The sequence below is a fragment of the Phascolarctobacterium sp. genome, from assembly GCF_030531065.1.
GTDB lineage: Bacteria > Bacillota > Negativicutes > Acidaminococcales > Acidaminococcaceae > Phascolarctobacterium_A.
The window spans coordinates 65,572-90,164 of record NZ_JAUNOQ010000004.1 but is presented as its reverse complement, the minus strand read 5'-3'; the positions used below and the strand labels follow the sequence as shown (position 1 = coordinate 90,164).

Genomic DNA, 24,593 nt, shown 5'->3' with positions numbered 1-24,593 from the left:
GCCCCGCCTCACTTTCAATTATACCACATCTTTACAGAAATGAAAGAATTAAGTTTAGTTATTTCCGTTCTAGCTTTATGTATTTCGGTGTATACACTGATAAAAGTATTGAAACGTTAGGGGGCTTATTATGACTGAAGAAAAAGAAAAAGGTACATGGGGCGGCGCACGACCGGGCGCAGGCCGCAAGAGACAGAACGGGGATATCCCGACGAAGCAAGTACAATTCCGCCTTACGGCAGAGCAGGAAATGTATATGCGGGCGTTCTTGTGCAAGCTGAAAGCGGGGATGGTTTCGCAAGAAATTCTTGCAAAAATCGTGGAAAATTAAAAAAGTGCATAGAAGTGCACACTCTTGACGTGGTATAATATATACTAGCGAAAGCGGGAACAAGAGAATAACGAAGCCGTTGGCCAATGTGGTCAGCGGCTTTTTCTATGCATGGAAAGCGATGGTGGTGAGGATGTAATGGTGAAGCTGACAGAGAGGCAGCGACGTTTTGTAGAAGCTTATATTGAGACGGGGAATGCTACTAAAGCGGCAATAATGGCAGGATACAGCAAGAAAACGGCGGCTACAATAGGCGCAGAAAACCTTATAAAACCTAATATCCAAAAAGCCATAAAAGAACGTATGAAAGAGATTGAAGCTTCCAAAACAGCTACGCCGGAAGAGGTCATTAAATTCCTTTCGTCAGTTATCCGCGATGAGATGGTAGAAGAGGTTGTAGTAAACGAGTTCATTGGCGATGGGCGCAGCGTGGCGCGCATCATGACCAAGAAAAGCTCTATGAAAGAGCGCTTGAAGGCTGCGGAGCTGCTTTTGAAGCGTTATCCTAGCCGCGCTGATGCTGACGAGCAGGCATTAAGGGTGAAGAAGCTGGCCGCTGAGGTTGCCGAACTGGATAAGGGCGATGTAGATGAACAGATAGTATTTACGTTCGATAGGGAGGCGGCAGATGGAATTTAATATAGCATCGATAACGGCGCCTGCCTTTGACATCGTCTTTTATGACCTTCAGGCTCATAAGCATACTTTTTACTGGCTTGCCGGTGGCCGTGGTTCAACGAAATCTTCATTTGTTGGCATTAACGTACCGCTGCTTATGCTGCAGCATCCGGTATGCCATGCCGTTGTGCTGCGCAAGGTGCGTAATACGATAAAAAACAGCGTGTATCCGCAGGTTCAGTGGGGCATCGAGCAGCTGGGGCTTCTTGACCGGTTTAAATTTATAACTTCACCGCATGAAATCACCTATAAGGCGACAGGGCAGAAAATATTATTTTTCGGCTTGGACGACCCGGCAAAGGTGAAATCAATAAAATTGCCATTTGGCTATGTAGGTATCGTCTGGTTTGAAGAACTTGACCAATTTAGCGGCATGGAAGAGATACGTAACGTGCTGCAGTCGTTATTACGCGGCGGCTCTACGTACTGGGTGTTTTGTACTTATAATCCGCCTAAGAGCCGTAACAACTGGGTGAACGAGGAAATACTAAGCGATGATGCGGATAGGCTGGTGCACCATTCGACTTATTTGGGCGTTCCGCCTTCGTGGCTTGGAGAGCAGTTCTTTTTAGAGGCTGACAAGCTAAAGGCTAAGAGCGAATTGCTTTACCGTCATGAATATCTTGGCGAAGTTACGGGTACAGGCGGCGCAGTTTTTGAGAACGTAGAAGAGATAGCGCTGCCTGATGAGCGTATCGGCGGCTTTGATTACATTTACAACGGCCTGGATTTTGGCTTTGCTGTAGACCCGTTAGCTTATGTTCGTCTGGCTTACGACGCTAAGCGCGAAGATGTATATATTTTTGATGAGCTGTACCAACAAAAGCTTACGAACCGGCAGGCTGTTGAGCGCATCAGCTCCAAGGTCAAAGGCGGGCGTATCCTGGCAGACGCTGCGGAGCCAAAATCCATAACGGAGATGGCTTCTATGGGCCTTAGGATATTTGGAGCGCGCAAGGGACCTGACAGCGTTGAATTTGGTATGAAATGGTTGCAGAGCCGGGCGCATATTTACATAGATAAGCGACGCTGCCCTAATACCTACCGCGAGTTCATCAGCTATGAATACGAGCGCAATAAGGACGGACAGTTTATCAGCGCATATTCGGACGCTAATAACCATGCGATAGACGCAGTACGGTATGCGCTAAGCGAAGTAATGAGCCGCGAACGTATTGCGCCGCGGCGCGTTAACTACTAGGAGGCAGGCATGAAAAACAATAAAAAATCAGCATATAAACTGCTGATGGAAGCATATGAAGGGACCGGAGGCTTTTTCGACGGCGGACGTCTGATAAGGCATCCGCGCGAGGATGGTACGAAATACGAGCAGCGCCGACGCGCCGCGTACTACCTGAACTATTTAAAACCGTGCGTAGACGCGCATGTAACGCCGATATTTAAGAGCTTGGCTGTTCGGGATTATAAGGGCAGCGGCGCGAAAGCTTGGGAAAAGTTTATCAGCGATGTAGATTTTAGCGGGACGCATATTAAGGATTTGATGAAGCGGGCCGCCAAGCTGGCAAAGCTTAACGGCGTGGCGTTTATTGTTATGGACAGCGCTTTGGGAGAAGGACAGGAAACAACCTTGCAGGCTCTGGAAGAAGAGCGGGCGCGGCTACCTTACGCTTTTGTAGTACATCCTTTGCAGGTTGAGGAAATAGAGCTGGACAAATTTGGCAGAATCAGCAAATTTATTTATGAAGAGCCGGACCCGGAGCAGGAAAATATAAGGGCGCGGCGCACGCTTACGCCGCAAGGCTGGCAACTGGATAATAGCCGCGGCACCAGTACGGGGCAGTGGAATTTGGGCGTTACTCCCGTTATTCCGTTGTTTGCACGCGAGCATGATAATTTCGACGCGCTGCCACCGTCCGACTTTATGAGCATCGCCCAAACTAATCTCGCTATTTATAACATGAGCAGTTGGCTTAGCGACATTCTGATCAATCAGACTTTTAGTATTTTGGTATATCCTGACACCAATCACGACGCTATTGAAATAGGCACCAATAATGCGTTGGGATACCCCGCTGACGCGGCGCATGAGCCTGCATTTATCGCTCCAGACAGCGGGCCGGCAACAATAATTTCAGAGAACATTGAACGCCTGCAGCAGGAATGCTATCGCATGGCGTCCGTAGTAAATGTTACCGGCGTAAAGGTGCAGAGCAGCGGCACGGCCAAGGCTTGGGATTATGAGCAGACCAATCAGATTTTGTCGGATTTTGCCGACAGAATAGAGGCGGCGGAAAAGAACCTTGCAGCGCTGTTTGCCCGTTGGTTGGGAGTGGAGCTGGATTATACCTGCAATTATCCTAACGACTACAGCATCGCCGATGTGGAGACGGAACTGGCCAACGCCGACGTAGCTAAGGGTTTGGCATTTGGTGACGCTTTTAACGTGGAAGTTTTCAAGAAAGTGCTTACGTCTTATCTGCCGGAGCTTGCCGACGATGATTTCGATGCGCTGGTAGAAAGCTATAAGGAGCAGCAGGAGCAGGAAAAGCTTGATATGCAGCACCAGTTTGATGATGAGGTAGACGATGACGAAGAGGATCAGGCGGGACAACAAGGCGGTAAGCAGGCTGGTAAGCAGCCTGCGTCAGGAGTGGCAGGAAACGGGACGCAAGGCGGTAAATAGACTTTACGATTTGCTGGAAAGCGGCAAAAAAACAGAAGCGGCGGTTAATGCTGTCGCTAAAGAATACCCAGAGATATTTACTTTGCCGAGATTACAAGAATCTCTTGTAGAAGCGGCGGCTTACGGCTACGGTATAGCGCCTGAAATGCTTACAAGTACGGAGCAATCAGTTTTTGCGCAGGCGCTTTGTCGTCCGTGGAGCAGCGACGGTATGACGCTCAGTAAGAAGCTGCATGGCGCTGATGCGGCGATGCGCGAGGCCATAGTTGCTACGGTCAGCAAACAGCTCAAGCTAAACGCCTCCTGGCAGAGCGCGGCAAGGGAGCTGTACGACGGTTACAACAGCGGTAAGGCGCTCGTAAGGGAGCAGGCCTTACCGAACTACCTACAGGCCGTAAAGAAGGCGACAGCGGGCAGTACGACGCAAATGGCGGCGGCTCGTAAAGCCCTGCACAACATCGAACGATTGGCCGATAAGGGCGCACCTACGCGAATGCTTAAAGCTGCTTGTGAAAAGCTTTTAAAACAGGTTCAGGAGGGAAGCGCAGAAGCTTTGGAAAAGGCTTGCCGGGTGGCAGTGCAGGAGAAAAGCCGTTACGTGGCCGACAGGATAATCCGTACAGAGATGGCGCGAGCCTGGGCGGACGGCTTTTTTGCCAGCGCTGGGAAGGACGCGGACGTTATAGGCTACCGTTGGAAACTGAGCACGCGGCACCCGGTATACGACGTGTGCGATATGCTGCTTAAAGCCGATATGTTCGGTATGGGCGCGGGAGTATTTCCCAAAGACAAGGCGCCGTCGCTACCAGTACATCCGCATTGTATGTGCAGCTTGGTGGAGGCCTACGAGGGCGACCTGAACGCTCAGCAGCTGGAAGCTTATAAGAGCGGTAAAAGCAGGGCGAAGCAGGCAGGAGACACTTATTTGAAAAGCGTTTCACAGACGCGGCGGCAGCAGCTTTTGGGCGTCGATGGGGCTAAGGCGTGGGCGAACGGCGCAGACTGGCAGCGCTATATGCGCGGCTGGAGTGGGTTGCATAATCCGTCGACGAGATTGCAGCATTTTAGTAGTAATGATATAATAGAAGCATCAAAAAGTTCTATTATATTGCCAGATATAAAGTTTATAGGCTATGCTTTGGATCCTATAAAAGCTCCAGATAAAGCAAAAGCTTTTGAATTAGCTTTAGGGTACAAACAGAGTAACTATGAGGAACTAAAATCAAATATAATGGCTCATCTTAACGAAAGTAAATTCGTTGAAAAAGGTGATGGTGGTTTTGGAATGAGATATGAATACATAATGGAACTCGTGGGTGCCAATGGCAAAAAGGCCAACGTGTTAACTGCATGGATAGAAGATGGTGAGCAAAAGCGTTTGACAAGCGTTTATGTAACAAAGAGGAAGGTGACGACGTGAAAATTAAGCAGTATGATAAAGTTTTGCTAAAAGATGGCAATGTAGCGTACATTGTAGAAATTTTCGAAGAAGGAAAAGCTTTTTTGGCTGATATAGATAAAGACGGCGACACTTATACAGAAGATATTTTAATAACAGATATTGAGAAGACATTGCCTTAATTAAATACTTTGTTAATCAAGCAGTTATCCGTTAGAACGGACAGCTGCTTTTTTATTGCCCCGGAGGGGGCGCAAACAGGGTGGAGACCCTACAATTCGGGCGGAGGCCCAGACAACGGAGGTTGCGAAAATGGAGTTAAAAGAAGTCTACGAAAAACTGGAGAAGCTGGAGGGCGGCGCGGAACTTATTACCGCAGTAAAGGCAGAATGTAACCGCTTAGCCAACGAAGCGAAGACGCATCGCCAAAACGGCGATAAGTCGGCGGCTAAGGTTAAGTCCCTGCTGGAGAGCCTGGGCTTAGAGGACGGCGACGATGTGGCCGATAAGGCTAAAGAGCTGAAGGCTACGCTGGACAGCTTTGCTCAGGGCGGCAAGAAGCCGGAGGAAGTGGCTAAAGCTATGGCCGATTTGACGAAAAAAGTTGATAGTGTCACCAAACAGCTTGCCGACATGACGGCCAAAGCCGACAGCGAAAAAGCTAAGCGTCTGGAAGCAGTTAAGACAAGCGCACTGGTGGACGCACTAACTAAAGGAAACGCGGCGGCGCCTAAAGAAATGGCCAGGCTGATAGCCGATAAGCTGGAGGTGGCTGACGACGAAAGCTTGAGCTATAAAGACGGCGATAAGACCTTGAGCGTGGACGACGGGGTAAAATCCTGGCTGACGGCCAATAGCTGGGCGGTAAAAGCCACCCCGCAAGGCGGCGGTGGCGCTCCGGCTGGCGGCAACGGCGGCGATGGCGATCCGTTCTTGTCCGGCTTCGGCGAGTAAGAAAAAAACAGGAGGTTAAAGAATAATGGCAACATTAAACTATGCAAGCAAATATTCCGCAAAAATTGACGAAAGGTTTACTAAAAGCAGCATTACGGCGCCGGCTATCAATAACGATTATGATTTTACCGGCGTCAAGACCGTAAGGGTATATTCTATCCCGATTGTAGCGATGGGCGATTACAACCGCAGCGGCGCTAATCGTTACGGTACTCCCGACGAGCTGGGCGACAGCGTGCAGGAGATGACCTTAAGTAAAGACCGCGCCTTTACTTTTACTATTGACCGCGGCAACCATGACGACCAGATGATGGTTAAAAACGCAGGCGTGGCACTGCGCCGTCAGGTAGATGAGGTGGTAATCCCGGAAATTGATAAATATCGCCTGAAGATTATTGCCGGTGGCGCAAAGAACAGCGCTACCGCCGCGTTGACCAAAGCGGACGCTTACGCGGCCTTCCTGGACGGCATGGAAGCTTTGACTGACGAATTGGCGCCTGCATCCGGGCGTATCTGCTATGCGTCCACTAATTATTACAAGCTGCTGAAGCAGGATGACAATTTTATCAAAGCCAGCGAATTAGGGCAGCAGGTAAAATTTACCGGCCAGCTGGGCTCTGTGGACGGTGTGCCTATTATCGTTGTACCTAAATCCTGGATGCCGGAAAATACTGCTTTCGTGATTACTAATCCGATTGCCTGCTGCGCACCGGTTAAATTGTCCGAATATAAAATCCATGAAAATCCGCCCGGCATTAGCGGCTGGCTGGTGGAAGGCCGCGTATATTACGACGCCTTTATCCTCAACAACAAAAAGGGCGCAATTTATACGCATCTGACTGCGGCGGTTTCTGATTAAAGGTGAAACCGGCTATGGCTGCATATAATATTACAACTGATTTTGCAGGCTTAGTCGCAGCTTTTGAAGCTGCCCCGGACAGGGTGGAAAGCTTTGTGCGGGAGCAGCTGAAGATGGCTGTACGCGATATTAAAGAGTACGCGCATGACCATCATGCTTATACGTCGCGTTCCGGAGCTTTGGAACGTGAGGGGCTTTTAACAATGGTGGACGGCAATAAGGGCTTTGTTTCTTTGTCGCCCGCCGTTCCTTACGGCGTATATGTGCATGAAGGGACGAAAGCTCATACTATCGTGCCAAGAGAGAAAAAGGTATTGCGGTTTGTAGGACGAGGGGGCATAGTATTTGCGCCACGGGTAAGGCATCCAGGAACAGACAAGGATCAGTTCCTGTATAACGCTGCCGACGTGCAGACGCCGCATATTCAGGTGCGCTTCGCTGCAGGGCTGGGGCAGATACTGGAGGCGTTATGATGGAATACATTAGTTTAAACGATATCCAGGACGCTATATTGCAGGTTACAGATAGCGACATTTTAGAAGCCAACCGCTTTATTGAAGAATCAGCCGCGCGTTTAGGCGTCGCCGCTGAAAATATCTGCATGCCGGTTACTTTCACTGTGCGGCGCTTGGGCATTGTTTTCGCCTGCTATAACCGCTGTTTGCTTTCTGTTGGCAGCGACGGAAGCGTTATTTTCGACGGCAAAGAAAACAGCGATATTTTTGCCCAGAAGCTGCAGTTCTACCGAGCCGAGCTAAAAACAATTAGCGGCGGGCTGGTGGCGTCGGATTTTACCGGCACGCAAAACAGCGGCGGAGCCAGCATTAAACTGTGGAGGGCCTGAGTATGAAAAGAAAAGCTATAACAGCCGCTATTATTGGTTTATTAGCCGAAGCGTTGCCGGAGGTTTCCTGGCAGGAACGCATCAGTGGCGCGGCCCGCAGTAAAGCGGTGGAAGGCTCTGTGACTAACGACCGCATTTCTTATCAGTATGACGACAAGGTTTGTCTTGTGGCGACGGGGCTCTATTATATTTATATTGTAGACGCCAACAGCGTTGAAAGTGTGGATGAGATGGCCGATGTGGCATTCAAAGCGCTTAACGATGATGATTTGGGCGGCCTGGCTATCGTGGGCGAGGTAAAACGCGTTATCTACGGCAGTCCGCAGGGTAAGCCGCAGGCGGGAGTGGCTCTTTTGGAATACGAAGTTACTTATTACGAGGAGGTATAGGAAATGGCAAAAACCAGACCTGTAAGATCTGTAGAACAGGAAAAACTGCTGGGCAGAAATGTCCTGGCTTTTTTAAATTATGGCGAAGGCGCGACGTATGCAGCGCCTATCTGGGCGCTGATTGGTGGCCAGCGCGACGCGAGTTATAACGATAGCGCGGACGAAATTGACGTGTCCGATAAAAACAGCAGCGGTTACGGCGACAGCGAGCCGGGCATGAAAACTATTGAGCTGACCATAGAGCTGATTGTCAAAACCAACGACGAGACTGTCAACGAGCTGCGTGACGCCTACGACAACGACGAGGCGGTGGATATCCTGCGGTGGAGCAAAAACGGGCGCAGCATCCGCAACTGGTACATCATTACCGGCTTAGAAGAAAGCGCTACCTATGACGACGCTGCTATTTTAAGCGTTACTTTAAAGGGCAAGGGAAAACCGATTTATACGGAACAAATGGAAGATCCTAGGGGTACTACTGGCGCATAAATCAAGGCACGTGTAACAGCGTGCCTTTCATTATTGTAATGGGAGGTTGGAACATGATTAAACGTAGTGTGAAGATTGAGCTTGGCGGCGTAGAACGCGAAGTAAAATTTACTATTGCCGCCCTGGAAGAATTGGAAAGCCTGCTTCCTAGGCGTAATGTGTTCGCGTTGCTGTCCAGCGAGCAATGGGGAATCACAGATATTATCAGCGCGGCTTATTGCGGCCTAAAGGCCTGCGACCGAAAAATTTCCCGTCAGAGTACGGCGCAATGGGTTGCGGAATATGCTGCAGGAGACAAGGGGATTTATGACCTGCGCTTGCGCCTTTTGGCGGCGATCGGGCTCAGTGGACTGGTGGGCGGCGAGAAGTCCGCTTTTGAGAATATCCTAAACACTTTGGACGATAGCAGAGAAGAGGAAGCGGACGAAGCAAAAAAGTAACCAGCTTTGCGGAATGGCTGCAAAGCGTTGAATGGATTATTTACGGGCCTTTAGAGCTGACTCCAGAAAAGGCGGGGCGCTATACGCCGTATGAAATTATCAATTTGTGGCACGGCTATATCTGGCGCAGGCAGCAGGCTGAAAATATTTTGGCCAGCCTGGTTACAGTTTGGATCGCCAATAGCGCAGGCAAGACGTATAAGAACAAGATCGGGGTTAAGGATATTTTCACTGACGGACGCTTTCGGAAGAAATGGACGGCGGAAGACGACGCTATTAAAGCGGAACTGAATAGGAAGTGAAGCAGGTTATGGCTGAAAAAAACATAGAAATTATTATTTCCGGCGATAGCAGAAGTGCCGTCAACGCTTTGAAAGGTACGGCCAAGGTCGCCGAGGACAGCGCTTCCAAAATAGAAGCAGCCGGAAAGCAGGCAAAGCAAGCTCTGGAAAGCATAGGGCAGGGAAATACTGGCAAGCTTTCTGGAATGATGTCTAAAATAGGCAGCGCGGCTACGTCGGCGGGAAATTCTATCAGCAAGGGTATGGGCAAGGCTGCCGATGCGGCTAAAAAGGCTACGCAGAATATGGCAGATATGAATAATGCCATGAACGCCTTAGCTGGAGCTGCGACTTTAGGAGTAGTAGGAAGCATTGCCAGCAGCATCGCAGAAGCAGGCGTAAGCTGCATTAAAGCCGCTGGGCAGATGGAGCAATACGAGATTGCTTTTCAAACGATGCTTAAGTCTGCAAGTCGCGGTACGCAGATGCTGAAGAATTTGCAGGAATTTGCAGCTAAAACGCCGTTTGACGTGCCAGGCGTAGTAGAGACTGCTCAACAGTTAATGGCTTTCGGGTTTAAAGCGGAAGAAATTATACCTACGTTGCGAACGTTGGGCGACGCCGCGGCAGGCTTAGGTAAGGGCAGCGCAGGCGTACAGCAGATGGGCTACGCGTTAGGACAGATATCCACCAGCGGCACGCTGAAAACGCAGGACGTAAACCAACTGGCCACGGCTGGCATCAACGTATGGGAAGCCTTGTCCCAGGCTTATGGTAAAAGTATTACCGAAATCAAAGATCTGACCGAGAAGGGCATGATTGACAGCGCCGAGGCCGTACAGATTATTACAGCCAGTATGGACGCCAATTTCGGCGGTATGATGAGTAAGATGGAAACCAGCATCAACGGCTTGTTTTCCAATATCGAAGAAACGGCGGGAACCTTCGCGGCCAACATGGGCAGCTATATGGTGGAAGCCTTTAACATCAAGGATAAGCTGCAAGGAATCAGCGAAGCTTTGGGCAATATTACCGAAAGCTTCCGGCAAGCGCAACAGGAAGGTAAAAGCTTAACTGAAGCGCTTGCTGAAGCCGTACCGCCGGGCGTAATAGCGGCGATAGGCGCCGTGGCGGCCGTTGTAGGCGTAACGCTTGTCGCAGCTACTGCTGCGGCAATTGCTGCCATCGGGACAGCGATAGGCATTAGCGCTCCTGCTATTGCCGCCGTTGCAGGCTTAGGGGCAATGGTTAGCGCCGTTGTTGTTTATTGGGACGATTTTACGGAAGCTGCGCTTGATGCCGCCAGAATAGGCATAGCAGGCGTACTTTCTGCCGTTACGGGGCTGGTGGCCGCTGTGCCGGCTGCTATTGCCGGAATGGCAGGCAGCGTTGTCTCTCTGGTTGGCGAAATGTGGGAAAGCGCTATGGGCTATACGCCGGATTGGGTGAACGACATCAAAAGCGCCTGCGACAACGCTCTTGCTTTGATAACCAGTTGGGCGGGCAAGGCGCTTGATTTGATTCGCGAGGTGTTTTCCGCTCAGCAGAAGATTATGAGCGACAGTTATTGGCAAAGCTCCATGGCCAACACCGACGATGATAATGCGGCCAGCGATTCTCCTATACCAAAAGCAAAGGCCGACGTTGCTGCTCCTGCTATTAGCACGCCGAAAAGCAGTTCTGGAGCCAGGGGCAGCGACGATTTAAGCAGAAAAGAGGCGGAATTACAGCGCCTTACAGAAGCGCTTGCCAAGAGCAGCGCGGCTACTCAGGATTTGACGGATAACTGGGATAAGCTTAATGCCAGCGTTGCTTTCGAGGATATGAGCGCTTACGATCAGGTTTACCAAAAAATAAAAGATGAAAAGAACGCCAGATTAGCAGCGGTAGACGAGCAGCTGGCAAAGCAGAAGAGCGCCGTGGACGAAGCCGAAGCTTACAGAGCGGCTGCTGCTCAATCAGGCGACGCCCAGGCTATTGCGGACGCCGAAAAGCTTTATAACGACCGCAATGCGTTGTACCAGGAGGCGCTTAAAACCGCCGAAGGGTACGAAACAGAGCACGGGCAGGTTGTCCTGGGGCTTCGCGATCAGATAGAACAGCAGGCCAATGAGCAGGCGCTTTCAAGACTGACTGAATTTCAGGCCTTAAAGGCTGCGCAACAGGAAGCCATGAACGAAATGTCCTATGAGCAATTTCTGGAATACCTTAACAGCGAGCAGGAAGCGAAGCTGGTTGCCTTGCAGCAGGAACAGGAACTGCGGCAGCAGCTTCTGGACTGGCGCATGGAAAGCCAGCAGACAATGCTGGAGTTTGAATTGCAGGCAGGCGAGAGTATTAAAAACCAACTGGCCAGCGGTTTTGCTGATTTGATTACCCAGGGCGGCAGTTTTAGTAAAACTTTGCAGGACATCGGCAAAAATATAGTCAATATGTTCGTACAGTTTATGGTTAAACGCCAGGCGGCCGCGCTGTTGGAAAGCGCGCTGGGAAAAAAGGAAGAAGGCGAAACGACAGCAAGGGCGTTAGCCGAAGGCAAGGCTCTGGTAGCTCCGGCTGTGCAGAAATCTATAGCCGTGTGCGGACCGTTGACCGGTATGGCAGCTTATAGCGGCGCTGTAGCTGCAATGACAGCGGCCGGCATTGCATCTTTGGGGATTGGCGCCGCGGCTACAGGCGGCAGACGCAAAGGGCTTACGCTGGTCGGAGAAGAAGGTCCGGAACTGGTAAACTTTACGCGACCCGGGATGGTTTATACTGCGGGAGAAACGGCTTCTATACTTAGCAGTGGTATTAACCCGGCGATGGTGGGTATGGCAACGTATAGGCCGACGCTTGGCGCAAGTAGTAGTCCGGAAGCAGGAGGAGTAGCGTTGACTGCTAATCTGTACAACTATGGCGATATCAATACCGGCAACGATGTAGAAGAGCTTTTTGATGAATTTAATGAAACGCTGCTGGCCGGACTTAGAGGTGGTTGAAATGAAACAGCGGGCTAAATATCAGGCAGCCTATGAGGCGTTACGCATTGTCAAGGATGGGCGGGAATATACTCTGCCTTTCGCTTGGAGCCTTACAGATAGTGGTAGTTACACTTTTCGTAATAAGCTGCAGTCGCGCGCCTTTACGCATGGCAGCGACATGGTAGGCGACGGGAAAGTTGGCGGGCGCACGATAACCGTTGAATTTGATATGCGTAAAGCGACTGAGCAAGACCATGACGAAGCGCTTAACCAGGCGTATACGTACTTTTCAATGACGGATTATAAGCTTACGTGCGGGCGCAGCGACCGCGTCTATCATGTAGCCGGGCTGTCAAAAATCAAGCATAAGTTTCAGAAAAGCTTCAAGCAGCGCTGGAGCAGTATTACGGTTTCGTTACTGCTTACCGATCCGTTCCGTTACGAAGCGCAGGAGAGCAAAGTGGTATATGAATTCGGACAGCCGACTATTGAAGCCGAGATGGTATTGCATAACCTTGGCAGCGTGGATACGCCTTTGACGTTTAAATTTATCCCTGCCAATAAAATGTCCGGTATAACCATATGGCACCAGGAAGCCAAGGAAAAGTTTACTCTGACCGACGCCTTGCTGATTAAGCCTGCGACAGCCATTATCAACAGCAAGGACGGGACGGTGTGGCGCGACAACGCCAACAGTATCAACACCTTCAGCGGGCAGTTCCTGCACGCTAAGCCGGGAGCAAACCTTTTGCTTTATACCGGCGGCGCAGGCAGGGTAGAGATTACATTTACCAACAGGTGGTTTGTATGAATTTTCTTTACGGTAGAGGCACATACGGGCGCAGTATATTCGCAGGCAGGCTTAACGGCAGCGGCTCAGACAGCGAACGCGGCAAGGTTCTGGAATTTTATCCTGGGCAATATACGGTTATCGCTTACGCCAAAGACGGGACTAAAACCGCAATTTTCGGTAGCGGCAGCGAAGGCAACGCTATCAGCCAGCTGAAATTTGAAATTACTAATACCGGCTGCGGGCAGTGTCAGCTGTCTTTTAAGAAGCTGCCCGGCAATACGGACCTTGATTATATGCAGCGCATTGATATCCATCTTTTCGGCGATTCGCAGCCGTGGTACAGCGGTTATATCCTGACGCGGCCCGTCGAAGGAACAACGGATACGGAGTACAAATTTACCGGCTACGGGTACTACAATAAGCTTGACTATATTTTGATTTTTAAAACCTATGAAAACGTAGATGTAGGCGAGATTGCCCGCGATATTGCCCGCCAGGCGGAAAAAGCGCAGGGGCTCGTATATAACGCGGTTAAAATTCCCGACGTAGGCTATAAGCCGGCAAAGATTGTTTTTGACGGCGTAACGGCGGCAGAAGCGTTGGATACGCTCACAGATTTCGCTTTAGATTATGTATACGGGGTGGACGAATACCGCAGTATTTATTTTAAGCCGCGCGATACGAAAATCAACGAACAGGCTCGCCTGACGGTAGGCAAGCATATCGGCTCCTACAGCCCGTCGTGGGACGCCAGCAAGGTGGTGAACTGGGCAAGGATTAAGGGCGGCAACATCGACGATGAAGGCGAAGCCTGGCTATGCACGGTACAAGATACCGCCAGCCAGAAGGAGTACGGCCTGCGGCAGGAAATATGGGATCTGCCTTCTGCTTATGAGGTGGCTGACGCGCAGCGCTGGGGACAGAATCAGATTGCGCAGTACAAGGCCCCTGTAAAATCGGCCAAAGTGAAAAATGTCAAGCTGGAATATCCTTATCCGGACGGGACGTTTAACGTGAGGCATATGAGTACCGACGGACAGGCGGAAATCCGCAGGCTTGACGGCAAAGCAGAGACTTATCCGATAACGAAAATCAGCTATACCATTTCGGGAACGGACGGTATTAAGGCAGACCTTGAGTTAGGGGAGCCTGTTTTCGCGGTAGATAAGTACCTGCTAGGCATAGAACGCAAGGCTGCGGATATGGAGCAGGCGCAGCAGTCGGCCATCAAGCAGCTGAAAGGAGGTTAATATATGGCTATAGTAGATTACAGGTTGGATCCGTTTTTAGGTACTTTTAACGTCAGGGCTATAAATAATGAGAAGCACACCGTGCCGACTAGCAGCCCTTATACCATTCGTTTAAACGAAGTGCCGCAGAAAACTGACCCTACTACACTCAGGGTAAAGTATTCCAGCGGCGCGGCGCTGACGGAGGTTGCAGCGCAACCGGCGCAGGGGCAATACTGGCCGGATTACAATACTACGGAGCACGGTATCGCCGATTGGAATACCGGTACGCTTCTGTTTAATGCTGCTGACGCAGGCAAGGTAGTGTTGGTAAGCTATAACGGCTTAGGCACGCTGACTGACGATCGCTTGCTGGATATGGCGGAAATTACTGTGACCAGCAGCACACAGCCGGAAAGGGACGCGATTGTAAGCAGTGTTTCAAGCTATGATTCTACTATGAATAGCGGTGGCAGAGGTGATATAACAAGTACCAGGGGCAGGATACGAACGCATAAGGGATTAAGCGCAGGTACATATACACTGCGAAGAGTTATCCAGCATCTTGTAAATTTGAGTCATACACAGGAATATGTGAGAGATTCTTATAACTATAACTGTAACTGTGATTGCGATTGTGGAGATGACAGCGGAGGACCTTGATATGATAGAAATTGATAATAATAAAAATATAACGGTATCGCGCTTTGATACCTTCTCTATTAGGTTTAAGCTAAAAAATTATTTGCTGACAGCCGACGATAAATTTGTTTTTGCCATAAAAGCGACGACTAATTCTACAGAAGTTATGTATGAAGCAAGCTTTTATAACGCTGGAAATAATTATGTCGATGTTGTTGTACCAAAAGGCGCTTTGGATAATCTGGAGCCGGGCGCGTATATCTACGATACGGCAATTATAAATAGTTCGACGGATAAAATAGTGACCTGCTTTTTTACAAAGGCGTTTACCATAAAGGGGGTGGCGCATAATGTCTAATACTACGAGTGTAGAAGTAGAGGTAGAAGTTATTGATAACGCGGCGGTGGAAGTTGCCGAGCCGATGGACGACTATACTGCGGAACAGGCGCGCGTTTATAAGGACGAAGCCGAAGCTGCCGTCGCCAGCGCTAAGGAAGCGCAGAATATGGCTGAAGCCTGGGCTGAAAGCGATTTACCGCCAGCCGGGGAAAATACGCGTTCCTCTAAAACGTGGAGCGACGTTTCGCGCCAGTGGGCAGAGAGCGAAAGCGAACCGGACGGCGTAGAAGGCGCGCGCTCTAGTAAAACATGGAACGATACGGCAAGGCAATGGGCAGAAAGCGGCACAGAGCCGGATAATGTAGTAGGGGCGCGGTCTGCTAAAACTTGGGCGGGAACGGCACAGGAATGGGCAGAAAGCGATAGTGCCCCCGATAATGTCAGCGGATCAAAGTCTGCTAAGACATGGGCGGGAGAAGCTGCCGACAGCGCAGCGGAAAGTAAAGCTAGCGCACAGGCTAGCGCAGCAAGCGCACAAGCTGCCGCTGATGCAGCGACGGCTTCTGCTAATAGCGCAGCTGCCGCTAAAACGTCAGAAGTAAACGCTGCTAATAGTGAGGCTGCTGCCGTTAATTCTGCGAATGCGGCAGCGTCTTCGGCATTATCGGCGGTAACGTCAGAGGGAAACGCGGCAACCAGCGCGTCAGAAGCAGCGGCTTCGGCTGAAGCCGCTGAATATGCGTCCAAACACGTTAATGTCTTTGTACCTTCCGTATCTGAAGAAGGCGATTTGTCGTGGTCAAATGCGGCGGGATTGGATAATCCGGCGACGGTTAATATTAAAGGCCCTAAAGGTGATAAAGGCGATAAGGGGGAACAGGGCGAAAGCGGCGCTATAGGCAGCGCGGCAACAATTACCATAGGTACAGTTACGACCGGAGAAGCAGGTACTGAAGCTGTAGTAGAAAACGTGGGGACGGAGCAGGAAGCTACATTAAATTTTGTTATTCCCAAAGGCGACAAGGGGGATACCGGGGAGATGGGACCGCAAGGGCCGAAAGGGGATAAAGGCGACCAAGGTGAAACCGGACCACAGGGGCCAACCGGTGCAACCGGCGCGACGGGAGCTTCGGCTGCAAGTTCAAAAGTTACGGTGACAAAAAGTACTCAGGCGGCTTACACTACTTACGCTACGAGCAATACTTATACGTCAACAACTGGTAGTGGTAATAAAACTCAAGGTCGATATAATACAATAGCAGGCGTAGCGGCAGGAACGTATACTGTTGCAGCTCTTTTACAGCAATTGGTTAACAAAAGCCATACGCATACTACTGTGAAAGCTTTAAGCAACTGCAATTGTGATTGTGATTGTGATTGCGACTGCGGCGACGATTCTTAATATGCAAAAAAGCTGTACGGCCAAAATGCCATACAGCTTAAAATTTTTTAGTATGTAATTAATATATTTCGCGACGGTGCCCTATAGCAAGAATTAGAATGATGATTTTATCATCTTCGATTTCGGCGATAAGACGGTAATCGCCAACGCGGTAACGCCATTGGCCGCTGCGATTGGCAGTCAGCGCTTTGCCATGTTGCCGTGGGTTAGCGCAGCCTTCTAAGTTTTTACGCAACCAACCTATGATAAGCGTGGTCGTATGCTTATCCAGTTTTTTTAGCTGTTTTTTGGCATTTGGAGTTAAAACTACGCGGTAGTTCATTCTAAGCCTAACTCCTTTTCTATCTCATCCAAAGTATAGGTTACAGGGTTTTTCCTGTATTCTTCCATGGCTTTGTTATAAGCGCGAATATCAATTTCGTCTTCAATGCGCTCGATAACGGCTTGGCGGATAAGCTCGGAGATGCTGATATTTTTAAATTCGGCATATTTTTTGATGAACTCGCTGTCCTGGTCGTTAAGTCTTACGGATATGGTGGTCATAGTAAACACCGCCTTTCTTTGTAATATATTGTAATACAACTCGCAAGCGTTGTCAAATTACTGGTGGAGGTGACCGATGAAAAGCTTTTTACAACGGCGTATCAACCGTATTTATATTATGCTGGGCAATAGCTGTAATATGAACTGTGCTTATTGCTTACAGCACCCGTTAGTAAACGGGCAACTTACGCAAAAAATCAATCCTGATATTTACGATTTCTTTGGGCAGATATCGCAGGAAACTGGCGGTAAAAGGCTTCGGCTGATATTCTACGGCGGCGAACCGCTGCTGTATTTTTCTGCTATCCGGCAAATTGTTGTGGAAGCCGAAAAACGTGGATTGCCGTTAGGCTATGGAGTGATAAGCAACGGCAAAGCTATTACAGATGAAATAGTAGATTTTTTCAACGTGCACGATTTTTCCGTTACTATTTCATGGGACGGGTACAGAACGAAGAACACGCGAGGCTGCGACGTATTTGCTCAGGGTGAATTAAAAGCCAGGTTATTGCGTATACGTCATTTAGGTGTCTCCGGCGTTATTTCGTCCGCTGCTTACCCTTTGGAGCTTTTAGAAACATTTCAGCATCTTTCTGATGAATACCAGGCGTTACAAGGGCATCCGCTGGCTGTCAATCTGGATGCAATCATGGATACCGGGCTTACTAACCGTTGGCTTCTGCATATCGATTATGAGCGCGTATCTTGTGAAATGCGCCAGCTGGCATCGGCGTATGTAACCAATATTGCAGAAGAACAGGCCAGGGTGGGGAATAGTATTAAAATGGCGTATATGGAAAGCATTCTTCGACAGGCAAGCCAGTTTTATTTAAAGCAAAGAGGGCAGGTACGAAGGCAGACGGCGTATTGCGGTAACGGTTTGACAGTTTTAAACGTAGATTTGAAGGGCAATCTATATGCCTGCCATAACGTCAGGGAAAAAGCCGGCAGCATATATAGCGATTTTTTTACTTACCTGCAAAATATTTTGGCCGGAGAAACGCTTATGCGTCATCGCCAGAAGTGTCTTGCCTGCGAGGCTTTGGCGTTTTGCAAGGGCGGCTGCAAGCTGGTGCGGGATAAAACGGAATATTGCAAGCTGCAAAGAGCGTTATTTGTTCCTGCTTTAGAAATATTACTGCAAAAGGGTTATGAATTGCTAATAAACAAGGAGGAAGCGTCATGTTAGTAATCAAAGGTAATGTGCATACCAGTAAAGGGCCGATACCCGTAGAGGAGCTGCAGGAAGGAGATTTGCTTGTGGACCGCGGCCATAGGGCGCGTAAGCTGCTGAAAATCGAACGGCAGACAGCAGAAGGTGTATTGAAGTTTTCGCGTAACGCAGCTGTTTTATCTGCGGATGCAGTGCTGCTTACTGCTTATGGGGCAAGGTCGGCCGTAAGCATTGACGGCGTAAAGCAACTCAGGGATGGTGCTGTTAGTATGGCGCTGCCGAATTATCGCGTAGTTCAGGATAAAATATTATTAAGCGAAGAAAGTGGAGAAGGTTATAAATTGACTGTGGAAGATGGAGAAAATATCTTTGTAAACGACTATTGCGTTAAGCTGTGAGGTGGCAGAATGTTAAAGATTTACTATAATACGAAAAGCAACGCTGATATTGACGTTAAATTACAAATTAAGGGGAGCTATTGCCGCGCAGAGGTAAAGCAGGGGTCTGAGGAAGAAACGCCAGTAATTACCGGTCTGGACGTTGTTGAAAATATGCTGCCCTATAATTCTTACGTTCTGATCGCTAAAGAAGGCAGCGTAAAAATCTATCGGCAGATTAGCTCCAGTTCCTTTAAATGGCTGGATTTGAATCGCTTAGGCGTTTCTATAAAAATGGATTTTGCCAAGCTGGGACAGCTTTATGGTACGCGTAATATTATTCAGGTCGATACCGGCGTTATGGCTGCTGAAGAAAAAGATATTATTGTGCGCCTGTTTGAGGTAAATAAGGATAAGCTTGTAATCGATGCGGATCAGGATTATGAGCTTTTGCCATTCAACAGCGACGATTTAGTATTGGGTGATCACCCGCGCATGACCTTATGGGACAGTTATTCCTTATCGGCTGGCGGGTACGAATTTAAAGCCAACCGCAAAGGCTTTCCTCTGGAGGGTGATTTTGAAGTTGCTTTGCAGCCGGATGCAGGCGCGGATTATATAGAATTTACTATACAAAAATACAAGGGCAATTTTATAGAAAAATTAGCCCGCGATATTGACGATGAAGAAGTAATGGTTGAGTGCAGCGCCGGCTTATGTAATAACCGCCGGGTACGTTTGCAAAACGGCAAGGGCAGCTTTAGATTATATCCTTTTGGCTATACCGGGGCCATTAAAATTAAGCTTGGGCGTAAATGGTACGAGGTATGGAACGATTACGGCTTGTGCTTGGGCGGTGAAGGTTAATGGAAGCGTTGACGATCTATTTGGGAAGCAGGTGCAATTTAAACTGTGCTTATTGTCATAGAGAAGCTTCTGAGATTGAAAGCGGCGTAAGCGATAATTTGCTTGATTATGTGCGCGGGCGCAGCGATATCCGCATTAAATTTATGGGCGGGGAACCTACGCTTTATCTGAAGGAAATAGAAAAGGTCGTAGCCGCCGCGCCGGATGCTCAATACGCCGTTTCCACTAACGGCATCAACCTTAAGCAATACCTTGATTTTTTTCGTAAGCATAAATTTTTAATCTGTATCAGCTACGACGGTGCAGAGGACGATTTGCGCGGCTTCGATCCTTTTACGGAGCTTATCAATTATCCGTGGATAGCCGTAAGCTGTACGCTGTACCATGGCAATACTAATTTTCAAAGGATAATCAAGAGCTTTGCGCTGAAGGAAAAGCTCATTGGGCGTAATTTATCGTTCTTTCCGCATATAGTGCATCATACCAACAGCTATAATGCCCGTTATGCCTTGACTGCCGAAGATTACGAAGATATTTTACGGCAGTACAAGGAATGCGTAGGCAGCTTTATTGCAGATTATAAAAGAGGCGTGATTAACAGGCGTTATATAGGGCTTTACACAAAACTGGCGCGCGCCTACAGGGCGGAATATGAATATGGCGAAACTTATTGCGTTAACCGCAGCTTACAAAAAATAGATGCGCAGGGCAGCCGTTTTACGTGCCTGTATATTCGTGACGATAAATTGCAGAAGGATAGCTGGCAGAAACGGCAGGCGGAATTTATTACAAATAAATTTCCGGGCTGCCGGCAATGCGCGGTATATAAAATGTGCGGCGGCGCATGCGTAAAAAGCTTGGCTCACGATTTAGAGTGCAGCTTTTACAAACGGCTGTATAGCTGGTTTATTGGCATATACGAAGCTAATAGAGCGCTGCTGGATACATTGGAGGTGCCTTGATGGATATTTTGAAAAATTTTTATATATTTCCTAACGCTGTGAGGCGGAAAGAGGGTAGCGAGCAGCTGAAGCTAAATATAGAAGATAAGCGGTTTCATTTCTATCATACTAACGATAATAATACTAAGCATATCATCATCGACGCAGAATTGCTGGCGGACGGCAGCAGTACCATGGTACTGTACAACAATATAACAGGCGATACTTACGCTTTGTATAATTTCCGGGAACTTCTGCAGGCGTTGGATATGATGCCTAGCGAATTTATGCAGGTGTTGAACCAACGCGGTTTTATGCAGATTGACAAAAGCGGCGGCGAAGTTTTCGTCAAGATGTTTTTGTTGGAAGGGGATAATGAGCTGGCAAGCGATACTAACGATTTTTCTGCTTTAAACCACTGCACCAAGGATTATATACATCCGCTGGATTGGCAATACAGCTGGACGCTGCACGATGTGCATGGAAGCCTTTGCAATGATAAATTGATTTTGCAGATGGAGCTGCAGCAGTCAGATTTTTGGCAGCAAGATATTTATTGCAGCCATGGCGGGCAGGCGGTGAAGCTTCATCCGGGAGTTAATGAGGTACGGTTTAACTATAACGAATCGGAAAGCGTTTACCTTGGCGCACCAAACTGCCGGTATAAGGGCAGGGCTATTGATGTACAGCGATTGCTTGAGCAGGAAGCTGCTAAATAACGATTGGAGGGATTAGAATGAACTTATCCGATTTCAATACGCTTGTTTCTCTTTTGGTGCTGATTATTACGTGGCTGATAGTGCAACCACTGAAAAGTAGCATCGTAGCTTTGCAGGTCAGCGTGGAAAAGCTGGGCAGCGTGGTGGAGCAGTTGCGCAAGGACGTGGGCGCGAATAATGAAGAGACTGTGCGCGTGGGCGAGGTAGCGAAGTCTGCGCATAAGCGTATTGACAGAGTGGAGCAGCGCCTTATTCGTGTCGAGGGGCGGTGCGAGCACTGCCATCTGCAGCATGGAGGTGAAGAGTAATGCGAAAATTTACGGAAATGCTGAAAGAGGACGGCGTTTACAGTCTTACGCGGGTGCTGCCGACGCTGGGATATATAATTTTCCTCTTGGTTTCTGTAGCCTTAGCAGTTACAGGTAAAGAGTGGCGAAATTACGGAGAATTCGCAATGGCGACTGGCGGCGCTGTGCTGGTGCAATTGGGCAATAAGTGGGTAAATAGCCGTTACAACACGCCGCAGGGAGCGCCGGGTAAAATTATAGGAGGCAAGTAAAGTGGAAATACGCGATATTTTGGCAAAAGAAATCGCCCGCGGCATAATCGCTACGGGCGTGGAAGGGGCATACGACAGCGTGGCTTGCAGTACGGCTTATAGCTATCCGTCCATCGGCATCAGCCAATGGGAGGGAAGCCGCGCTGATGAACTGCTGGGTATGATTGACGGCGGTGGTGAATTTATTGGCCGCAGCTACATCAATATCAAGGCCAGCGGCGAACTGCCTATGCTCCAAGCAATACTGAGAAGCGAGCAGGGAAAAGCGGCGCAGGAGCAGTTGCTGGCGCGGGACTGCCTTGTATACGTCGACGCATTGCGGCAGGTGCCGACGCTGGACGATACGCGCTGCCTGATTTACGCTGGCATCTGGTGCCCGACGTCGCATAGGGTAGTAGCTACCTTCCTGCGCAACCGATATAACCGTGGTTGTAACCTGCGCAGTTTGAGCGCGCTGAGGGAGTTGTTTATCAACGAGTATTACATTGCGGCCGATGTGGGCGAAGCATATTACGCCGGGTATAAGAACCGCGCCTGGCGAACTTACGACTATGTGGCCGGAATTGATTTGACCACGCCTTACGGCATTCCTGCTTACGGCGAAGCGGACAACGGCAGATAATCGCGCGGCGTTCGCGTGGTTTTAAGAGGGGGCGAGCATCATTGGCAAGAAAACTATGTATGGCGTTATTGCTGCTGTCGTTATTATTATTGCCGTCGTTTGGTATGGCGGCAGAGATAACGACAGCGGAACTGGACAGGCTGGAAACAAACTTGAGCAGGCTGGCGCAAATCAACCGGCAATCACAAGAGGAATTGAGGGAGCTGCGCAGACAGCTGGCAGCGTCGCAGGAAGCGTTAGCGCAGGCCAAACAGCAGTCGGAGGCGCTGACGCGGCAGCTGAACGAGTTGAAGCTCAGCTCACGAGCGCAGGAGACATTATTGCAGACTGCCAACGAATCCTTGGAGAAGTACGCGCAAGAGCAGAAGCGGACACAAAGTAAGATTAGGACGCAGCGGACTATCGCATGGTGCGTTGCCGGCGGGTTAGTTTTTTATAAGCTGTCAAGATGAAAAAAGAGACCGGGATTTCTCCTGGTCTCTTAATTTTTTTGTCCGATATACATCGGACAAGATGAGTAAAAATTTTCGACGTGTCCGATGTGCGTCCGATATTCGTAGAAAATTTTGTGCTAACCTAACAGATTTTCAAATTGCTTAAAAATCTAGAAAGTGCCGATACTATGCGGCTTTCTTATTTACCAAAGTAACGAGCCAGCAGGCCGGCGAAAGCTTTGCCATGACGGGCTTCGTCGCGAGCCATTTCATGTACGGTGTCATGAATAGCGTCCAGATTCAAAGCTTTAGCGCGTTTTGCCAAATCGGTTTTGCCTGCGGTAGCGCCGTTTTCAGCTTCTACGCGCATTTCCAGATTCTTCTTGGTGGAGTCGGTAACAACTTCGCCCAGCAGTTCTGCGAATTTAGCGGCATGCTCTGCTTCTTCATAAGCGGCTTTTTCCCAATACAGGCCGATTTCAGGATAACCTTCGCGATGAGCTACGCGAGCCATTGCCAAATACATACCAACTTCGGTGCATTCGCCGTTGAAATTAGCGCGCAGGTCGGCTTTGATGTCTTCAGGAACATCGGCAGCAACGCCTACTACGTGTTCGGCAGCCCAAGACATTTCACCTTTTTGCTCAGTGAATTTAGATGCGGGAGCGCCGCATTGCGGGCATTTTGCCGGAGCAGCTTCGCCTTCATACACATAACCGCAAACTTGACATACAAATTTTTTCATATTAAATTCCCTCCAAATTTTATATTGCATTACAGCACAATGATGTGCAACCTTGACACTTACATAATACCACAATTTAAAGCAGATGTCAATAATAATTATTTATTGCTTCACTGTGCGAGTAAAGCCTGAATTAGAATTTGACCGTAACGCCTACGTTTACGCCTTTGGCTCGCATATCGCCGTCGTCGCCCAGCGCGTCGTTAAACTTTTGGTCGTAATAAGAAGCGTTTAGCTCCAGATTATTCAAAATAGGCTTGCTGACGCCGATTTCGTAGCCGGAATTTTTATTGCCCACGCCTACGTTGCCCCAGACTGTAAAGAGTAAAGGAATATCATAGGCTGCGGAAAGACCGACCTGTCCGGAATTTTTTGTTTTACCGCCGAAGTCGGTGGAGGTATCGGCGTTGAGATAACCGGCGTAGGCGGAAATGCCGGGCAGCAGCTTATACATTAGGTTCAGCTGCTGTGCGCGGGTTTTGCCCTGGTCGGCTTTGTAATTATTCCATTTGTAATTCAGAGCCGTATTGCTGCCGAGACCGACGGTAGCGCCAAAGTAGGTGCTGTCGTCCTTGCTCATCTTATAGTTGCCGCCCTTCAAGCTTGAGGGCAGGGTAATGCCTGCGTCGACGGCTACCTTACCGGCGTTGTAATTCTTCAGCGGCGAGGCGTAAACGCCGGAAGCCACTACGGCGGTTGCCAACAGACAGGCGCTTAAAGCTAATGCTGTCTTTTTCATTTTGCTCATCTCCAAAAAAATTTTAAGATAATTTTATTGAACGCTTTGCGTATTATGATTATTGTAGCATATCAGCGTTATTATGCAAGCTTATGCCGTGGCAGATATATGATTTAAATGTGAAAAAGCTTGTAAATTTGCTCGGAAAATAGGATAATTATACTGTATGATTATCTAGATTTTAAGGCGGATCAGA

The 24,593-nt window shown here is 49.0% G+C and carries 33 protein-coding genes; 29 read left to right on the top strand and 4 right to left on the bottom strand.

Translation table 11 applies throughout. The annotated features are described in order from the left end of the window. Window positions 1–130: 130 nt before the first annotated feature. The 20 genes from Q4E64_RS03840 to Q4E64_RS03745 all read left to right on the top strand — a co-directional run bounded on the left by Q4E64_RS03840 (window position 131) and on the right by Q4E64_RS03745 (window position 16,677). Window positions 131–331 (top strand): hypothetical protein, encoded by a 201-nt coding sequence (locus Q4E64_RS03840; RefSeq protein WP_303166361.1) that lies wholly within the window; start codon window positions 131–133, stop codon window positions 329–331. Window positions 332–442: 111 nt separating this feature from the next. Then, entirely contained in the window at window positions 443–970 is a 528-nt protein-coding gene (locus tag Q4E64_RS03835; RefSeq protein WP_368501500.1) for a terminase small subunit, read from the top strand. Then, a complete protein-coding gene (locus tag Q4E64_RS03830; protein ID WP_303166360.1) occupies window positions 960–2,210 on the top strand; it encodes a PBSX family phage terminase large subunit in 1,251 nt (416 codons plus the stop codon). The genes Q4E64_RS03835 and Q4E64_RS03830 overlap by 11 nt, the downstream gene beginning before the upstream one ends. A 9-nt stretch (window positions 2,211–2,219) precedes the next feature. Beyond that, on the top strand, window positions 2,220–3,653 hold the full coding sequence (locus Q4E64_RS03825) for a DUF4055 domain-containing protein (RefSeq protein ID WP_303166359.1): 1,434 nt from the start codon (window positions 2,220–2,222) through the stop codon (window positions 3,651–3,653). After that, complete coding sequence (locus tag Q4E64_RS03820; RefSeq protein WP_303166357.1) at window positions 3,556–5,073, top strand: DUF6883 domain-containing protein; 1,518 nt, start codon at window positions 3,556–3,558, stop codon at window positions 5,071–5,073. The genes Q4E64_RS03825 and Q4E64_RS03820 overlap by 98 nt, the downstream gene beginning before the upstream one ends. Further along, window positions 5,070–5,234 carry a hypothetical protein gene (locus tag Q4E64_RS03815; protein WP_303166356.1) on the top strand — a complete coding sequence of 55 codons (165 nt, stop codon included), beginning with the start codon at window positions 5,070–5,072 and terminating at the stop codon, window positions 5,232–5,234. Before Q4E64_RS03820 ends, Q4E64_RS03815 begins: the two co-directional genes overlap by 4 nt. Before the next feature lie 130 nt (window positions 5,235–5,364). Further along, the gene (locus tag Q4E64_RS03810) at window positions 5,365–6,006 is read left to right on the top strand and encodes a hypothetical protein (protein ID WP_303166355.1); all 642 of its coding nucleotides are present in this window, start codon (window positions 5,365–5,367) and stop codon (window positions 6,004–6,006) included. Window positions 6,007–6,031: 25 nt separating this feature from the next. Continuing rightward, window positions 6,032–6,865 (top strand): hypothetical protein, encoded by an 834-nt coding sequence (locus Q4E64_RS03805; protein ID WP_303166354.1) that lies wholly within the window; start codon window positions 6,032–6,034, stop codon window positions 6,863–6,865. A gap of 14 nt (window positions 6,866–6,879) precedes the next feature. Then, entirely contained in the window at window positions 6,880–7,338 is a 459-nt protein-coding gene (locus Q4E64_RS03800; protein WP_303166353.1) for a hypothetical protein, read from the top strand. Beyond that, complete coding sequence (locus Q4E64_RS03795) at window positions 7,335–7,709, top strand: hypothetical protein (RefSeq protein WP_303166352.1); 375 nt, start codon at window positions 7,335–7,337, stop codon at window positions 7,707–7,709. The genes Q4E64_RS03800 and Q4E64_RS03795 overlap by 4 nt, the downstream gene beginning before the upstream one ends. Window positions 7,710–7,711: 2 nt before the next feature. Then, window positions 7,712–8,098: a hypothetical protein gene (locus Q4E64_RS03790; protein WP_303166351.1), complete on the top strand. Its 387-nt coding sequence runs from the start codon at window positions 7,712–7,714 to the stop codon at window positions 8,096–8,098. Window positions 8,099–8,101: 3 nt separating this feature from the next. Next, window positions 8,102–8,587: a phage tail tube protein gene (locus tag Q4E64_RS03785; RefSeq protein ID WP_303166349.1), complete on the top strand. Its 486-nt coding sequence runs from the start codon at window positions 8,102–8,104 to the stop codon at window positions 8,585–8,587. A gap of 53 nt (window positions 8,588–8,640) precedes the next feature. Continuing rightward, the gene (locus Q4E64_RS03780) at window positions 8,641–9,027 is read left to right on the top strand and encodes a hypothetical protein (RefSeq protein ID WP_303166348.1); all 387 of its coding nucleotides are present in this window, start codon (window positions 8,641–8,643) and stop codon (window positions 9,025–9,027) included. Between the two features lie 104 nt (window positions 9,028–9,131). Further along, window positions 9,132–9,329, top strand: coding sequence for a hypothetical protein (locus tag Q4E64_RS03775; RefSeq protein ID WP_303166346.1), 198 nt, complete (start codon window positions 9,132–9,134; stop codon window positions 9,327–9,329). Between the two features lie 8 nt (window positions 9,330–9,337). Beyond that, window positions 9,338–12,289 carry a tape measure protein gene (locus tag Q4E64_RS03770; protein ID WP_303166345.1) on the top strand — a complete coding sequence of 984 codons (2,952 nt, stop codon included), beginning with the start codon at window positions 9,338–9,340 and terminating at the stop codon, window positions 12,287–12,289. After that, entirely contained in the window at window positions 12,246–13,082 is an 837-nt protein-coding gene (locus tag Q4E64_RS03765; RefSeq protein WP_303166344.1) for a phage tail domain-containing protein, read from the top strand. Before Q4E64_RS03770 ends, Q4E64_RS03765 begins: the two co-directional genes overlap by 44 nt. Continuing rightward, window positions 13,079–14,314, top strand: a complete 1,236-nt coding sequence (locus Q4E64_RS03760; RefSeq protein ID WP_303166343.1) for a hypothetical protein — start codon at window positions 13,079–13,081, stop codon at window positions 14,312–14,314. The genes Q4E64_RS03765 and Q4E64_RS03760 overlap by 4 nt, the downstream gene beginning before the upstream one ends. A 3-nt stretch (window positions 14,315–14,317) precedes the next feature. Then, entirely contained in the window at window positions 14,318–14,956 is a 639-nt protein-coding gene (locus Q4E64_RS03755) for a hypothetical protein (RefSeq protein ID WP_303166342.1), read from the top strand. 1 nt (window position 14,957) lies between these two features. Next, complete coding sequence (locus Q4E64_RS03750; protein ID WP_303166341.1) at window positions 14,958–15,293, top strand: hypothetical protein; 336 nt, start codon at window positions 14,958–14,960, stop codon at window positions 15,291–15,293. After that, complete coding sequence (locus Q4E64_RS03745) at window positions 15,286–16,677, top strand: hypothetical protein (protein ID WP_303166340.1); 1,392 nt, start codon at window positions 15,286–15,288, stop codon at window positions 16,675–16,677. The genes Q4E64_RS03750 and Q4E64_RS03745 overlap by 8 nt, the downstream gene beginning before the upstream one ends. Window positions 16,678–16,735: 58 nt before the next feature. On the opposite strand, the gene Q4E64_RS03740 is transcribed toward Q4E64_RS03745, so the two are convergent. Beyond that, complete coding sequence (locus Q4E64_RS03740; RefSeq protein ID WP_303166339.1) at window positions 16,736–16,999, bottom strand: type II toxin-antitoxin system RelE/ParE family toxin; 264 nt, start codon at window positions 16,997–16,999, stop codon at window positions 16,736–16,738. Next, window positions 16,996–17,220, bottom strand: coding sequence for a type II toxin-antitoxin system RelB family antitoxin (relB, locus tag Q4E64_RS03735; RefSeq protein ID WP_303166338.1), 225 nt, complete (start codon window positions 17,218–17,220; stop codon window positions 16,996–16,998). Before relB ends, Q4E64_RS03740 begins: the two co-directional genes overlap by 4 nt. 76 nt (window positions 17,221–17,296) lie before the next feature. Here relB and Q4E64_RS03730 point away from each other — a divergent pair, with 76 nt between their 5' ends. From Q4E64_RS03730 to Q4E64_RS03690, 9 genes are read left to right on the top strand one after another with little or no spacing between them, the layout of a single operon-like run. Further along, complete coding sequence (locus Q4E64_RS03730; RefSeq protein WP_303166336.1) at window positions 17,297–18,409, top strand: radical SAM protein; 1,113 nt, start codon at window positions 17,297–17,299, stop codon at window positions 18,407–18,409. Next, window positions 18,403–18,792 (top strand): hypothetical protein, encoded by a 390-nt coding sequence (locus Q4E64_RS03725; RefSeq protein ID WP_303166335.1) that lies wholly within the window; start codon window positions 18,403–18,405, stop codon window positions 18,790–18,792. The genes Q4E64_RS03730 and Q4E64_RS03725 overlap by 7 nt, the downstream gene beginning before the upstream one ends. A 9-nt stretch (window positions 18,793–18,801) precedes the next feature. Continuing rightward, window positions 18,802–19,638: a hypothetical protein gene (locus Q4E64_RS03720; RefSeq protein WP_303166334.1), complete on the top strand. Its 837-nt coding sequence runs from the start codon at window positions 18,802–18,804 to the stop codon at window positions 19,636–19,638. Further along, complete coding sequence (locus Q4E64_RS03715; RefSeq protein ID WP_303166333.1) at window positions 19,638–20,600, top strand: radical SAM protein; 963 nt, start codon at window positions 19,638–19,640, stop codon at window positions 20,598–20,600. The genes Q4E64_RS03720 and Q4E64_RS03715 overlap by 1 nt, the downstream gene beginning before the upstream one ends. Beyond that, the gene (locus tag Q4E64_RS03710; RefSeq protein WP_303166331.1) at window positions 20,600–21,298 is read left to right on the top strand and encodes a hypothetical protein; all 699 of its coding nucleotides are present in this window, start codon (window positions 20,600–20,602) and stop codon (window positions 21,296–21,298) included. The genes Q4E64_RS03715 and Q4E64_RS03710 overlap by 1 nt, the downstream gene beginning before the upstream one ends. 17 nt (window positions 21,299–21,315) lie before the next feature. Continuing rightward, window positions 21,316–21,606, top strand: coding sequence for a hypothetical protein (locus Q4E64_RS03705; protein WP_303166330.1), 291 nt, complete (start codon window positions 21,316–21,318; stop codon window positions 21,604–21,606). Then, the gene (locus tag Q4E64_RS03700; RefSeq protein WP_303166329.1) at window positions 21,606–21,857 is read left to right on the top strand and encodes a hypothetical protein; all 252 of its coding nucleotides are present in this window, start codon (window positions 21,606–21,608) and stop codon (window positions 21,855–21,857) included. Before Q4E64_RS03705 ends, Q4E64_RS03700 begins: the two co-directional genes overlap by 1 nt. Before the next feature lies 1 nt (window position 21,858). Then, window positions 21,859–22,479 carry a hypothetical protein gene (locus Q4E64_RS03695; protein WP_303166328.1) on the top strand — a complete coding sequence of 207 codons (621 nt, stop codon included), beginning with the start codon at window positions 21,859–21,861 and terminating at the stop codon, window positions 22,477–22,479. Between the two features lie 41 nt (window positions 22,480–22,520). Further along, a complete protein-coding gene (locus Q4E64_RS03690; protein WP_303166327.1) occupies window positions 22,521–22,931 on the top strand; it encodes a hypothetical protein in 411 nt (136 codons plus the stop codon). A 181-nt stretch (window positions 22,932–23,112) separates the two neighbouring features. Here Q4E64_RS03690 and Q4E64_RS03685 read toward each other — a convergent pair whose 3' ends face one another. Both Q4E64_RS03685 and Q4E64_RS03680 read right to left on the bottom strand, forming a co-directional pair. Next, window positions 23,113–23,658, bottom strand: coding sequence for an NADH peroxidase (locus Q4E64_RS03685; RefSeq protein ID WP_303166326.1), 546 nt, complete (start codon window positions 23,656–23,658; stop codon window positions 23,113–23,115). 133 nt (window positions 23,659–23,791) lie between these two features. Continuing rightward, window positions 23,792–24,397: a hypothetical protein gene (locus Q4E64_RS03680; RefSeq protein WP_303166325.1), complete on the bottom strand. Its 606-nt coding sequence runs from the start codon at window positions 24,395–24,397 to the stop codon at window positions 23,792–23,794. Window positions 24,398–24,593: the final 196 nt, after the last annotated feature.

Bases quoted from the DNA above. Each gene is read 5' to 3' on its own strand.
- Q4E64_RS03790 (WP_303166351.1), top strand. From the start codon at position 7,712: ATGAAAAGAAAAGCTATAACAGCCGCTATTATTGGTTTATTAGCCGAA.
- Q4E64_RS03825 (WP_303166359.1), top strand. From the start codon at position 2,220: ATGAAAAACAATAAAAAATCAGCATATAAACTGCTGATGGAAGCATAT.
- Q4E64_RS03715 (WP_303166333.1), top strand. From the start codon at position 19,638: ATGGAAGCGTTGACGATCTATTTGGGAAGCAGGTGCAATTTAAACTGT.
- Q4E64_RS03680 (WP_303166325.1), bottom strand. From the start codon at position 24,397: ATGAAAAAGACAGCATTAGCTTTAAGCGCCTGTCTGTTGGCAACCGCC.
- Q4E64_RS03750 (WP_303166341.1), top strand. From the start codon at position 14,958: ATGATAGAAATTGATAATAATAAAAATATAACGGTATCGCGCTTTGAT.
- Q4E64_RS03730 (WP_303166336.1), top strand. From the start codon at position 17,297: ATGAAAAGCTTTTTACAACGGCGTATCAACCGTATTTATATTATGCTG.
- Q4E64_RS03760 (WP_303166343.1), top strand. From the start codon at position 13,079: ATGAATTTTCTTTACGGTAGAGGCACATACGGGCGCAGTATATTCGCA.
- Q4E64_RS03805 (WP_303166354.1), top strand. From the start codon at position 6,032: ATGGCAACATTAAACTATGCAAGCAAATATTCCGCAAAAATTGACGAA.
- Q4E64_RS03780 (WP_303166348.1), top strand. From the start codon at position 8,641: ATGATTAAACGTAGTGTGAAGATTGAGCTTGGCGGCGTAGAACGCGAA.
- relB (WP_303166338.1), bottom strand. From the start codon at position 17,220: ATGACCACCATATCCGTAAGACTTAACGACCAGGACAGCGAGTTCATC.
- Q4E64_RS03810 (WP_303166355.1), top strand. From the start codon at position 5,365: ATGGAGTTAAAAGAAGTCTACGAAAAACTGGAGAAGCTGGAGGGCGGC.
- Q4E64_RS03685 (WP_303166326.1), bottom strand. From the start codon at position 23,658: ATGAAAAAATTTGTATGTCAAGTTTGCGGTTATGTGTATGAAGGCGAA.
- Q4E64_RS03710 (WP_303166331.1), top strand. From the start codon at position 20,600: ATGGATATTTTGAAAAATTTTTATATATTTCCTAACGCTGTGAGGCGG.
- Q4E64_RS03820 (WP_303166357.1), top strand. From the start codon at position 3,556: ATGACGAAGAGGATCAGGCGGGACAACAAGGCGGTAAGCAGGCTGGTA.
- Q4E64_RS03785 (WP_303166349.1), top strand. From the start codon at position 8,102: ATGGCAAAAACCAGACCTGTAAGATCTGTAGAACAGGAAAAACTGCTG.
- Q4E64_RS03745 (WP_303166340.1), top strand. From the start codon at position 15,286: ATGTCTAATACTACGAGTGTAGAAGTAGAGGTAGAAGTTATTGATAAC.
- Q4E64_RS03725 (WP_303166335.1), top strand. From the start codon at position 18,403: ATGTTAGTAATCAAAGGTAATGTGCATACCAGTAAAGGGCCGATACCC.
- Q4E64_RS03795 (WP_303166352.1), top strand. From the start codon at position 7,335: ATGATGGAATACATTAGTTTAAACGATATCCAGGACGCTATATTGCAG.
- Q4E64_RS03720 (WP_303166334.1), top strand. From the start codon at position 18,802: ATGTTAAAGATTTACTATAATACGAAAAGCAACGCTGATATTGACGTT.
- Q4E64_RS03705 (WP_303166330.1), top strand. From the start codon at position 21,316: ATGAACTTATCCGATTTCAATACGCTTGTTTCTCTTTTGGTGCTGATT.
- Q4E64_RS03770 (WP_303166345.1), top strand. From the start codon at position 9,338: ATGGCTGAAAAAAACATAGAAATTATTATTTCCGGCGATAGCAGAAGT.
- Q4E64_RS03700 (WP_303166329.1), top strand. From the start codon at position 21,606: ATGCGAAAATTTACGGAAATGCTGAAAGAGGACGGCGTTTACAGTCTT.
- Q4E64_RS03765 (WP_303166344.1), top strand. From the start codon at position 12,246: ATGAATTTAATGAAACGCTGCTGGCCGGACTTAGAGGTGGTTGAAATG.
- Q4E64_RS03830 (WP_303166360.1), top strand. From the start codon at position 960: ATGGAATTTAATATAGCATCGATAACGGCGCCTGCCTTTGACATCGTC.
- Q4E64_RS03835 (WP_368501500.1), top strand. From the start codon at position 443: ATGGAAAGCGATGGTGGTGAGGATGTAATGGTGAAGCTGACAGAGAGG.
- Q4E64_RS03740 (WP_303166339.1), bottom strand. From the start codon at position 16,999: ATGAACTACCGCGTAGTTTTAACTCCAAATGCCAAAAAACAGCTAAAA.
- Q4E64_RS03840 (WP_303166361.1), top strand. From the start codon at position 131: ATGACTGAAGAAAAAGAAAAAGGTACATGGGGCGGCGCACGACCGGGC.
- Q4E64_RS03755 (WP_303166342.1), top strand. From the start codon at position 14,318: ATGGCTATAGTAGATTACAGGTTGGATCCGTTTTTAGGTACTTTTAAC.
- Q4E64_RS03800 (WP_303166353.1), top strand. From the start codon at position 6,880: ATGGCTGCATATAATATTACAACTGATTTTGCAGGCTTAGTCGCAGCT.